This window comes from Microbacterium sp. CSI-V (genome assembly GCF_001984105.1).
Lineage (GTDB): Bacteria > Actinomycetota > Actinomycetes > Actinomycetales > Microbacteriaceae > Microbacterium.
The window spans coordinates 440,016-450,981 of record NZ_MTQM01000008.1 but is presented as its reverse complement, the minus strand read 5'-3'; the positions used below and the strand labels follow the sequence as shown (position 1 = coordinate 450,981).

At 71.5% G+C, this 10,966-nt stretch carries 9 protein-coding genes; 6 read left to right on the top strand and 3 right to left on the bottom strand.

Annotated features, from left to right (window positions below; all coding sequences use genetic code 11):
- The first annotated feature begins 25 nt into the window (after positions 1 to 25).
- Positions 26 to 3,982, top strand: coding sequence for an OmpL47-type beta-barrel domain-containing protein (locus CSIV_RS08715; RefSeq protein ID WP_077050994.1), 3,957 nt, complete (start codon positions 26 to 28; stop codon positions 3,980 to 3,982).
- A gap of 42 nt (positions 3,983 to 4,024) precedes the next feature.
- Here CSIV_RS08715 and CSIV_RS08710 read toward each other — a convergent pair whose 3' ends face one another.
- On the bottom strand, positions 4,025 to 5,149 hold the full coding sequence (locus CSIV_RS08710; RefSeq protein WP_083735075.1) for an AI-2E family transporter: 1,125 nt from the start codon (positions 5,147 to 5,149) through the stop codon (positions 4,025 to 4,027).
- A 65-nt stretch (positions 5,150 to 5,214) separates the two neighbouring features.
- Here CSIV_RS08710 and CSIV_RS08705 point away from each other — a divergent pair, with 65 nt between their 5' ends.
- The 4 genes from CSIV_RS08705 to CSIV_RS08690 all read left to right on the top strand — a co-directional run bounded on the left by CSIV_RS08705 (position 5,215) and on the right by CSIV_RS08690 (position 9,155).
- Positions 5,215 to 5,520 carry a chorismate mutase gene (locus CSIV_RS08705; protein WP_077050992.1) on the top strand — a complete coding sequence of 102 codons (306 nt, stop codon included), beginning with the start codon at positions 5,215 to 5,217 and terminating at the stop codon, positions 5,518 to 5,520.
- 312 nt (positions 5,521 to 5,832) lie between these two features.
- Complete coding sequence (locus tag CSIV_RS08700) at positions 5,833 to 7,170, top strand: quaternary amine ABC transporter ATP-binding protein (RefSeq protein WP_077050991.1); 1,338 nt, start codon at positions 5,833 to 5,835, stop codon at positions 7,168 to 7,170.
- Positions 7,170 to 8,135, top strand: a complete 966-nt coding sequence (locus CSIV_RS08695) for an ABC transporter permease (RefSeq protein WP_077050990.1) — start codon at positions 7,170 to 7,172, stop codon at positions 8,133 to 8,135. The genes CSIV_RS08700 and CSIV_RS08695 overlap by 1 nt, the downstream gene beginning before the upstream one ends.
- A 111-nt stretch (positions 8,136 to 8,246) precedes the next feature.
- On the top strand, positions 8,247 to 9,155 hold the full coding sequence (locus CSIV_RS08690; protein WP_077050989.1) for a glycine betaine ABC transporter substrate-binding protein: 909 nt from the start codon (positions 8,247 to 8,249) through the stop codon (positions 9,153 to 9,155).
- Between the two features lie 29 nt (positions 9,156 to 9,184).
- Here CSIV_RS08690 and CSIV_RS08685 read toward each other — a convergent pair whose 3' ends face one another.
- On the bottom strand, positions 9,185 to 9,931 hold the full coding sequence (locus CSIV_RS08685; protein ID WP_077050988.1) for a YqjF family protein: 747 nt from the start codon (positions 9,929 to 9,931) through the stop codon (positions 9,185 to 9,187).
- A 47-nt stretch (positions 9,932 to 9,978) separates the two neighbouring features.
- Here CSIV_RS08685 and CSIV_RS08680 point away from each other — a divergent pair, with 47 nt between their 5' ends.
- A complete protein-coding gene (locus CSIV_RS08680) occupies positions 9,979 to 10,239 on the top strand; it encodes a DUF3253 domain-containing protein (RefSeq protein ID WP_077050987.1) in 261 nt (86 codons plus the stop codon).
- A gap of 9 nt (positions 10,240 to 10,248) precedes the next feature.
- Here the strand turns inward: CSIV_RS08680 and CSIV_RS08675 are convergent, their stop codons facing one another.
- On the bottom strand, positions 10,249 to 10,962 hold the full coding sequence (locus tag CSIV_RS08675; protein WP_077050986.1) for a hypothetical protein: 714 nt from the start codon (positions 10,960 to 10,962) through the stop codon (positions 10,249 to 10,251).
- Between the last annotated feature and the right edge of the window lie 4 nt (positions 10,963 to 10,966).

The window sequence follows — 10,966 nt, the reverse complement described above, 5'->3', positions numbered from 1 at the left end:
GTCCCGTCGGTCGAAGGAGACCACCGTGATCCGTCCTGCCCCTCGCCGCTTCTGGGCGGCCGCGACCGTCGTCGGCCTGATGGGAGGGCTGCTGGCGCTGGCGCCGGCGAGCCCCGTCGCCGCGCTGCCCAATCCCCTGATCGGCGACGGCTCGGTCTACTCGGCCGACCCCGCCACTCTCGTCGCCGACGACACGCTGTACGTCTACGCCGGTCGCGACGAGGCCGATGCGACGACGAACGACTTCATCATGAACGAGTGGCAGGCGTTCTCCACGACCGACGTCGAGGGCGGCGCGTGGGAGCACCACCCCTCGCTGATGCGCCCCGAGCAGGTCTTCTCGTGGGCGACGCCGGGCCGCGCCTACGCGGGTCAGGTCGTGCAGGGCGGCGACGGCCGCTACTACTGGTACGTCCCCGTGCACGAGGCCGGCAGCAGCTCGCCCGATCCGTTCGGCATCGGCGTCGCGGTGTCCGACACCCCGCTGGGCCCGTGGAAGGACTACGCGGGCGGGCCGATCGTGTCGCAGGAGATCCTGGGCAACAACGCCCACAACATCGACCCCACCGTCTACGTCGCCGACGACGGGCGCGTCTGGATGTACTGGGGCAGTTTCGGTCGCCTGCTCGGTGTCGAGCTGGCATCCGACATGAAGACGTTGATCGGCACCCCCACCGAGTTCCGCAGCGGAGTCGACGGCTTCTTCGAGGCCGCGTGGCTGTTCGAACGGAAGGGCACCTACTACCTCGCCTACGCCGCCAACACGGCCGGGCTCGACAGCTGGTGCACCCCGGCGGTGTACCACGCGTGCATCGCCTACTCCACGGCCCCGACGCCGATGGGGCCGTGGACCTCGCAAGGTCGCGTGCTCGCGCCCGTCTCGTCGACCACGAGCCACCCCGCCATCACCGAGTACCACGACAAGTGGTACATGGCGTATCACACGGCGGATGCCGTCGGAGGGAACCACTTCCGCCGATCGGTCGCCGTCGACGAGGTGCAGTGGGACGACTCGGTGACCCCGGCGCGCATGAAGCCCGTGGTCACCACTCCGCCCCACGACGTCACGACGACCCCCTCGGCGAACGTCGCCCCGTGGGCCGCGGTCTCGGCGTCGAACGAGCCGGTGCCCGTGCAGTATTGGAAGGCGGCGCTGAATGACGGCATCATCCGCCCGAATCCGCTGCCACCGGACATGTGGGGCTCGTACGCCGCCGACCGACCGGCATCCCAGTGGATCCAGTACGACTGGTCGGAACCCGTGCGCCTCGACCGCTCGTCGATCCAGTTCTGGAGCGATCGCGAGCCGGGGAGCGGCGACGGGGTGTCGGCGCCGTCGTCGTGGAAGCTGCAGTACTGGGCGGACGGTCGCTGGAGCGACGTCGAGAATCCGAGCGGATACCCGACGACGACGCGCGAACTGCACGAGGTGACCTTCTCGCCCGTGACAACGACCCGGTTGCGGGCGGTCCTGAACGCCTCCGCGGGCACCGGTCCGTCGTCGGGCTACTCCGCCCTCGCGGTGGAGGAATGGACCGCGGGTGCCGTCGCGCCGACGGGGGTCGAGCCGGCCGCGTCGAGCACGCTCGTCGGAGAGGCTCCGGTGCTCCCCGACACCGTCGCGCTCCTCTACGGCGACGAGCGCGTGGCCGCGCCCGTGACCTGGGATGCCGTCGACCCCGGCGCCTACGCCGCTCCCGGCACGTTCACGGTGAACGGCACCGCGCGGGGCTACGCCGCCGGTCGCGTGCAGGCCACGGTGACGGTGATCGGCGCGGACGCGTGGCGCACCAACCTCGCGAAGACGGGCACGCCGGTCGCCGACTTCACCGCCGGCTGGAATTCGCTCGCGTCGATCAACGACGGCACCATCGTCTACGAGGGCGGCGAGGGGTCGCAGGTCTGGGCCACGTGGGCCGGTGTCCGTCCGGCGAGCCGCGACGTGGGGTACACCTGGGAGGAGCCGGTCACCGTCGACGCGGTGACCGCGCACTTCTGGAGCGACGTGCCCGGAGCCTCGGGCGCCGGCAACGGCGTGGCCCTCCCCGCCGCCTGGCACGTCGAGGCGCTCGTGGACGGGAACTGGACCGAGGTCTCGGGGGCCGGCGGCTACCCGGTCGAGGCATCGGCTCCCAGCCGCGTGTCCTTCACCCCCGTGACGACCACCGGCATCCGTGTCGTGCTCGACGCGCAGTCCGACGGCACCACGCATGCTGCCGTGGGCCTGTCCGAACTCGAGGTGCTCGGCGAGACGGTGGATGCCGCCGCCCCCGAGGTGTCGCTCGAGGCGCGGGGTCCGCAGGGCGCGGGCGGGTGGTTCGTCGGTCCCGTGACGGCGCGGGCCGAGGCGACCGACGACCGCGACCTGCGCGTCGCCATCTCGGTGGCGGTGGACGGCGCCCCGGAGGAGACCACGACCGATGTGCGCCGCGTCGACACCGTCGTCCGTCAGGACGGATCGCACACCGTCACCGCGAGGGCCACGGACGCCGCGGGCAACGTCTCGCCCGAGGCGACGGCATCCTTCCGCATCGACGCGACCGCCCCCGCGGTCACGGCGACCGTGGACGAGGGAGCCCGATCGGTCTCGGCGACGGCGACCGATGCCGTCTCGGGCCTGGCGGGTGTGGAGTACGCGCTGGACGACCCGCTGCAGTGGAAGCCGTACACGGCCGCCGTCGCGGCGCCCGACCTGGAGCGGCACGTCGTCTACGTGCGCGCGACGGACGCGGCCGGCAACGTCTCGAACCCGACGGCGGTGACCGTTCCGCGGTCGCCCGACGCGCCGCTGACCGGCAACATCGCGCCGTACGCGACGCCGACGGCCTCTTCGGCGTCCGGCTGGGCGCCCGTCGGCGGGGTGAACGACGGCAGCACGACGGGGACCCCCTGGGGCACCTGGCCGCGCGTCGGTGAGCAGTGGGTCCAGCTGACCTGGGATCGCGCGGTGACAGTGGACCGGGCGAGCGTGCAGTTCGCCCGCGACGCGGCCGACGACGCGAACGCCGGTCTCATCCCGCCCCGCTCGTGGGTGCTGCAGTACCGCGACGACTCGGGCGCTTGGAAGGACGTCACGACCTCGGACGCCTACGGCCGGTCGTCGGATGCCGCGAACGAGGTGCACTTCGCCGCGGTCGAGACCACCGCCGTGCGCGCGCTGATGCAGTCGTGGGGCGCCGCCGAGAGCCAGGGGTCGGCCGGTATCGCGGAGTTCGAGGTGTGGGCGGCTGCGGACCAGCCACCGGTCGACACCACGCCGCCCGCGCTGGACTTCGAGGCGGCCTCCCCGGCCCCCGCGTCGGGCTGGTACCGCGAAGCCGTGCGCGTCGCCGCGACCGTCACCGACGACACCGATCCGTCTCCGGCCGTGCGCGTGCGGATCGACGGCGGGGCATGGACCCCGCTGGCCGACGACTTCCGGGTCACCGGTGACGGCACGCACCTCGTCGAGGCCGAGGCGGTCGACGCCGCCGGCAACGTGTCCTCGCGGATCGCGCGGACGGTGAAGATCGACGGGGCCGCGCCCACCGTGACGACCGTCGTGACGCACGAGGCCTCGGGGCCCGTGGTCGAGGTCGTCGCCGCGGACGAACTGTCCGGCGTCGGATCGATCGAGCGCCGCGTGGACGAGACGTGGGTCGCCCTGGTCGACGGCCGGGTGGCGCTGCCCTCGGGCGAGGGAACGGTTCCGGTCGTGCTGCGGGCGACCGACGTCGCCGGCAACACGTCCGACCCGCTCACCGTGGCGGTCGACACGGGTACGACCGAGCCGGTCGACCCGTCGCCGACGCCGACACGGACATCCTCGCCGTCTCCGACCGGGGCGAGCGCGTCGGCCGACGGATCGGCGACGGCCGGGGTCACGGGTCCCGCGACCCTCGCCCGGACCGGCACCATCTGGCCCCTGTCCGCGCTCGCGCTCGCGGTCGTCCTGCTCTACGTCGGCGTGATCGTCCGTCGCCCGCGGCGGGATCGCCAATAGGCGGGGCTGTGCGGGGCCGCGTTGTCGCGGCCCCGCATCGCGCTACTTCTTGGCATCCTGACGCGGGATGATGATCTGCTTCACGATCAGCAGCAGCGAGGCCGTGACGGGGATCGCGACGAGGGCGCCGAGCAGACCCAGCAGCGTGCCGCCGACGAGTGCACCGATCACGACGAGCGACCCCGGGACCGAGATGGTCCGGCTCATGACCCGCGGCGTCAGGATGTATGCCTCGAGCTGCATGTAGACGAGGTACACGATCGCGAAGATGAGTCCCGCGGTCGGGTTGACGATGAGGGTGAACACGGTGGCGGTGCCCCAGAAGAGCACCGATCCGACGAGGGGGATCAGGGTGATGCCGAACGCGAGCGCCGCGAGCAGGGCGGCGAAGGGCTGCCCGACGATCGTCAGGACGATGAAGGCGAAGACCGCGTTGATCAGCGCCAGCACGACCATGCCCGACAGGTACCCACCGACCGAGTCGGTGATCTGACCCGTCATCTCCGACACCGTCGCGCGGTTGCGGGCAGGGCTGAGGCGCACGAGCGAGTTCTTCATCGACGGCAGGGATGCCAGGAAGTACAGGCTCAGCACGAGCACGATGATCGCGCCGGAGATGCCCGTCGCGATCGTCACGCCGGCCTGCAGCAGACCGCCGCCGATCGCGGTGAGGTTCGACGGGTTCGTGAAGAACTTCTGCACCTCGTTGATGATGTCGCCCACGCTGTCGCCGAAGTTCGACTCGATCCACAGGACGAAGTCGCTGGTGCGCAGGTCCGAGACGAAGGTCGGGACGTCCTCGATGAATTGCGAGATCTGCCGGACGACCGGCGGGATCAGCAACCACAGGGCGGCGGCGAGGATGACCGCCAGCCCGCCGAACACGATGACGATCGCCCAGGCGCGCGAGATGCCGCGGCGCACGAGACGGCGCACGAGCGGATCGAGGGCGAGGGCGATGAACAGGGCGATCGCGATGTAGATGAGGACCGTGGAGAGGTTCGCCAGCGACAGGCCGAGGAGGAGCGCGGTCAGCCCACCCAGCGTGAGGAAGAAACCCGCCGCGTAGGGCCGCGCGATCGCCGACCACACGGGGCGGTCACGCGAGGTGACCTCCCCGGCGTTGGCGCCGGCGGCGGAGGGATCGGGGTGCGACGAGCGGCTCATGGTCACACTGTAGGGCTCGCCGCGGCCGAGCGCGGGTGCGCGATAGGGTCGGGTCCGGAGGACCCATGACCGACGCCGACCCCACGACGATCCTGCAGGGCCTGCGCGGCAGCATCGACAACATCGACGCCGCGCTCATCTTCCTGCTCGCCGAGCGATTCCGCTGCACCAAGCAGGTCGGTGTGCTCAAGGCGCAGCACGGGATGCCGGCATCCGATCCTTCTCGCGAAGAGCAGCAGATCGCCCGCTTGAAGCGTCTGGCCGCCGAGGCCGACCTCGACCCGGAGTTCGCGGAGAAGTGGTTCAACTTCGTCGTGGCCGAGGTCATCCGTCACCACCGGTCGGCCGCGGGCACGTCGGCCGACGACTGATCCGGCGCCGCGACACGCCCGGGCGTCGTCGCGACGTCGGGGTCGCGCACCTCTCCGGCACGCGCCCGCGCGTGCCACGGTCGCCCGGAGATCGCAACCCGACCGCTGGTTTGCCAGCGGATCCATCAGCGTGAAACGGTAGATACGGCCCCCAGCGGGCCGCCCACCCGACCAGTCCGCGGTCGCCGGTGCCGGCTCGGGGGAGTCGCACCGCGAGCGTACGGTCGGCGGCCAGGACCCGGATCCGACATCCGGTGTCGGAGCGCTCGCACCCCCGGTGAGCGCCGGACGGCTGCCACCCGGGCGTGACCGATGCGGCCACCCGAGGCCGCGCAGGTGCACACAGTGACCCCTCCGCACGCCATCGCGGCGAAGAACCTCTTCAAGGTCTTCGGCCGCTCCCCGCAGTCCGCCGTCGAGAAGCTCCGTGCCGGTGCGCGGCGCGACGACCTCGGCGACGCCGGAACCGCCGCCGTCATCGACGCGAGCTTCAACGTCGAGCCCGGCGAGATCTTCGTGATCATGGGCCTCTCCGGCTCCGGCAAATCCACCATCATCCGCATGCTCAACGGCCTGCACGACGCCACGGCCGGCACCGTCGAGGTGCAGGGCGACCCGCTCACCGGCGTGAGCCCCGCACGCCTGCGGAGCCTGCGACGGGAGCGCATCGCGATGGTGTTCCAGCACTTCGCCCTCCTTCCGCACCGCACGGTTGCCGCGAACGTGGCGTACCCGCTCGAGATCCGTGGCGTCGGCAAGGCCGAACGTCTGGCGAAGGCGAACGAGATCCTCGCGCTCGTGGGCCTCGAGGGCTGGGGCGACAAGCTTCCCTCGGCCCTGTCCGGCGGGATGCAGCAGCGTGTGGGCATCGCCCGCGCGCTCGCCGCCGACACCGACATCCTGCTCATGGACGAGGCGTTCAGCGCTCTCGACCCGCTCATCCGCCGCGAGATGCAGGAGCAGCTCCTCGAGCTGCAACGGACGCTGAAGAAGACGATCGTGTTCATCACGCACGACCTCAACGAGGCGATGTTCCTCGGTGACCGCATCGCCGTCATGCGCGACGGCCGCATCGTCCAGATCGGCACGCCCGAGGACATCCTCACCGATCCCGCCAACGACTACGTCGAGCAGTTCGTGCAGGACGTCGACCGCGCCCGTGTGCTCACGGCGGCGAACGTCATGGAGCGTCCCCGTCCCCGGGTGGATGCCGCCGCCGGCCCGCGCACGGCCCTGCGCCAGATGCGCGACGCGTACATGTCGGCCGTCTACGTCACCGACCGCGACCGCAAGCTCCTCGGGATCGTCACCGACCGGGATGCCGTGAAGCTCGTCCGCGCGGGCGAGAGCTCGCTCCTCGGGCGGCTCAAGCCCGTGCCGCAGAGCGTCCGCGAGGACGAGGTGCTCATGAACCTGTTCGTGCCCGCTGTCGAGTCGCCGCTGCCGTTGGCGGTCCTGGATGCCGAGGGTCGCCTCACCGGCGTCATCCCGCGCGTGACGCTGCTCGCCGCCCTCGGGCCCGGGCCCACCGCCACGGAGGAGATCACTGTGCTCCCGCAGCCCGTGCCGTCCGCCGAGATCGACGCCGTGCTGGCCGACGCGGGTGACGCGCCGGAAGCTGTGGCATCCGGAATCGAGGGGGTGCGCTGATGGACGGGTTCCGCATTCCTGTCGGCACGTGGGTCGACGCGGGCGTGGATTGGCTCCGCGACAATCTGTCGGGCCTGTTCGACGTCATCGCCGTGGTCGTCCGCTTCCTCGTCGGGGGACTCAGCGACGTACTGCTGGCCGCGCCGATCATCGTCGTGATCGTGGTCGCCGCGCTGCTGGCCTGGCTGATCCGTTCGTGGAAGCTCGCGCTCGGCACCCTCGTCGGGTTCGCGCTCATCCTCGCGATGGGGCAGTGGGTGACCGCGATGCAGACGCTCGCGCTCGTCGTCGTGGCGGCGGCCGTCGCCGTGGCGATCTCGGTGCCGCTGGGCATCTGGTCGGCGCGCAACCCGGCGGTTCGGGCGGTCATGAAGCCGGTGCTCGACTTCATGCAGACGATGCCCGCGTTCGTCTACCTGATCCCGGCGATCACGTTCTTCAGCATCGGTGTCGTCCCCGGCGTCGTCGCGACGGTCATCTTCGCGCTGCCTCCCGGCGTGCGCCTGACCGAGCTCGGCATCCGGGGTGTGGATGCCGAGACGGTCGAGGCCGGACACGCCTTCGGTGCGACGCCCGCGCAGATCCTCCGTGGCATCCAGCTCCCGCTCGCGATGCCTACGATCATGGCCGGGGTCAACCAGGTCATCATGCTCGCGCTGTCGATGGCCGTCGTGGCCGGAATGGTCGGCGCCGACGGTCTCGGCAAGGAGGTCGTGCAGTCGATCTCGACGGTCAACCTCCCCAAGGGCGTCGAGGCGGGCCTCAGCGTGGTGATCCTCGCGGTGTACCTCGACCGCCTGACCGCCGCTCTCGGCACCCGCGCCGCGAACACGTCGTCGCTCCTGGCCGCACTGGCCCGCCGCCGCGGCCCCGGCACCCCGGCAAGCCCGCAGGGCGATGCCGCAGGCGAGGCCGACCGCGAGGTCGCCTCCCCGCGCCGCGCCCCGATCACGACGGGCGCCTGACCCTTTGCGTGAGTCGCCAGGATTTGCCGCCTGCGATGCACCGATGGCGACAAATCTTGGCGACTCACGCGAGAACGAAACGACATACGGAACCAGAAAGAGAGCATTCACATGAAGAACACGCGACACTTCACAGCAACCCTCGCCCTCGGCACCGTGGCGGCCCTCGCGCTCGCCGGATGCGCGAGCGGCAACCAGGCCGAAGGCGGCGCCGGCGACGGCGGCGACAAGGGCACGATCACGCTGGGGTTCCTGCCCTCGTGGACCGACGGGCTCAGCACCGCGTACCTCCTCGAAGACCAGCTGGGCAAGCTCGGCTACACCGTGAAGATGCAGACGCTCACCGAGGCCGGCCCGCTGTACGCCGGCCTCGCGCAGGGCGACGTCGACATCTACCCGTCGGCGTGGCCCGAGCTGACCCACAAGTCCTACATGGACACCTACGGTGACGCCATCGAAGACCTCGGCTCGTACTACGACAACGCCAAGCTCACCATCGCGGTCCCGAGCTACGTCGACATCGACTCGATCGACCAGCTGCAGGCGAACGCCGCGCGCTTCGACGGCAAGATCTACGGCATCGAGCCGGGTGCCGGCCTGACCAAGCAGACGCAGGAGACGATGCTCCCCGGCTACGGCCTCGACGGCGACTACGAGCTCGTGACCTCGTCGACCGCGGCGATGCTCACCGAGCTCGACAACGCCATCGCCGCGCAGAAGGACATCGCGGTGACGCTCTGGCGTCCGTTCTGGGCCAACGACGCCTACGACGTGAAGGACCTCGCCGACCCGCAGGGCCTCATGGGCGACCCCGAGAAGCTGCACTTCCTCGGCACGGCCGGCTTCGCAGAGAAGTATCCGGATGCCGCCGAGCTCATCGCCGGCATCCAGCTCGACGACGCGCAGTACGGCTCCCTCGAAGACCTCGTCGTCAACGAGTACGGCGAGGGCCGTGAGGCCGAGGCCGTCGACGCGTGGCTCGAGCAGAACCCCGCCGCGTTCTCGACGCAGCGCGACTGACCCCCGCGTCCCGAGCCCCCTTCGCCGCCTCAGGCGGAGGGGGCTTTCGCGATCCCGCGGGCGGCCGTGAAGCGGGTGCGGAAGCCCGGGTGTCCGGCGGGCATCGCGAGCACCGAGTCGGGGGTGCGTCCGCGCAGCCGCGGGAAACCGGCATCCGCGACGAGGTCGTCGTCGAGCGTCTCGAGCTCCGCCCGCACCAGCGGCCACGGCTCGTGGGAGTTGGCGGCCCAGATCGTCCGCCCCAGATGCCTCTCGTGGAAGCCCCAGCGCGCCGTGAGGAATCGCGAGAGCGGGGTGTCGACGGGGTCTGTGCCGAGGCGCGCCCGCAGCCGGGTGCCCGGATGCCGCCCGGTGTGCCGCCGCGACCGGTACTCGATGAGCGGCCCGTCGGTGCGCACCCCCGCGCGCGCCCAGCGGTAGGGCAGGCCGAACAACGCGCGCGCCGCGAGCACGGGCGCGAGATGCTCGGCCTCGAGCGTGCGGAAGACGACGCCGCGCCGGCCGGCGTCGTCCACGGCGTACGTGCGGACGTTGATCTCGGTGAACGTGCCGACGAAAGGAACCGGCGGGAGCGGCAGGAAGCGGAACTCGCTCAGCACGAACGGCACGAGCCCTACCCATGCCGAGCCGTCGTGCACGTCGGGCCGGGTCCCGGCGGGGAGCATCGGCGCGATCTCGTCCGGGTCGACGCGCCAGTGCACGAAGACGGCGCGGTTCCACCGCTGCTCGATGACGGCGCGGCCGGGGAGGGTGGGAGCATGGCGTTCGACAGGCACGGGCCGATTCTCGCCCTCAGCCCGGCGAGCGGGGGGACACTGGACACATGCCCCCGTCATCTGCTGCGGATCCTCGGCTCGTGGCATCCATCCGCGCCCTGCTCGCGCTGCGCGCCGAGGGGGCGACGATCTGCCCGTCCGAGGCGGCGCGTGAGGTCGGCGGCGACGACTGGCGCGACCTCATGCAGCCGGCTCGGGATGCCGCGCGCGAGCTGGTCGACGCCGGTGAGGTCGAGGTCACGCAGCGCGGCGAGGTCGTCGACGTGACGACCGCGCGGGGGCCCGTGCGGATCCGCCGGGCGCGCTGATCCGGTGGGTCAGGGGGCGGGCTCGGGCGGCGTCGCGGAGGGCAGTTCGAGCGCGACCTTCTTCTCGAGGTTCTCGACGGCTTCGTCGCTCAGCCAGATGAGGCCGTCCAGCTCCTGCCGCACGCGGCGGTAGGCGACCTGCCGCTCGTTCGGGCTGGCGGCCTGGTCCACGGCGACACCGAGGAGCTGCTGCGCCGTCTCGAGGCGCTTGCGCTCGTCGGGTGTGAACGCGGCCGCCTTCACGCGCCGCGCATCGCGCTCGGCGAGCTCGAACGCGACCTCGTAGTCGGTCACGGCGTCGCGGTACTCCTTCGCCCGCTCGGGGGACGGTGTCTCGCCCGCGGCGGGGCGCAGGTTGTCCGCGACCTTCTTGGCCCGCAGGAACGCCGCCGTCAGCGGCTGCCGCCCGTCGCTCATGGCGGGGTACGCGATGAGCTTCGACACGTCGAGCTCGTAGTCGAGCCAGCGGTGCGTGACGTCATCGTGCTGCGCCTCGACTCGCGTGAGGTCGTCGCCCGCGGCGGGCGCCGCGACCGCCGGGGCGGGGCGGGATGCCGCGACCTCGCCGCCCTGCATCCGGATCAATTCCAGCTGCTCGCGGTGGCGGCGGCGGGCGGAGAGCTCGCGTTGCTTGTTCACCGTTCCGATGGCGCCCATCGTCATCCCGAACAGGGGGAAGACGAGCCACCAGTAATGTCCGGCGAACTGCAGGAATTCGTTCACGGCG

Bases quoted from the DNA above. Each gene is read 5' to 3' on its own strand.
- CSIV_RS08690 (WP_077050989.1), top strand. From the start codon at position 8,247: ATGAAGAACACGCGACACTTCACAGCAACCCTCGCCCTCGGCACCGTG.
- CSIV_RS08700 (WP_077050991.1), top strand. From the start codon at position 5,833: ATGCGGCCACCCGAGGCCGCGCAGGTGCACACAGTGACCCCTCCGCAC.
- CSIV_RS08695 (WP_077050990.1), top strand. From the start codon at position 7,170: ATGGACGGGTTCCGCATTCCTGTCGGCACGTGGGTCGACGCGGGCGTG.
- CSIV_RS08710 (WP_083735075.1), bottom strand. From the start codon at position 5,149: ATGAGCCGCTCGTCGCACCCCGATCCCTCCGCCGCCGGCGCCAACGCC.
- CSIV_RS08680 (WP_077050987.1), top strand. From the start codon at position 9,979: ATGCCCCCGTCATCTGCTGCGGATCCTCGGCTCGTGGCATCCATCCGC.
- CSIV_RS08705 (WP_077050992.1), top strand. From the start codon at position 5,215: ATGACCGACGCCGACCCCACGACGATCCTGCAGGGCCTGCGCGGCAGC.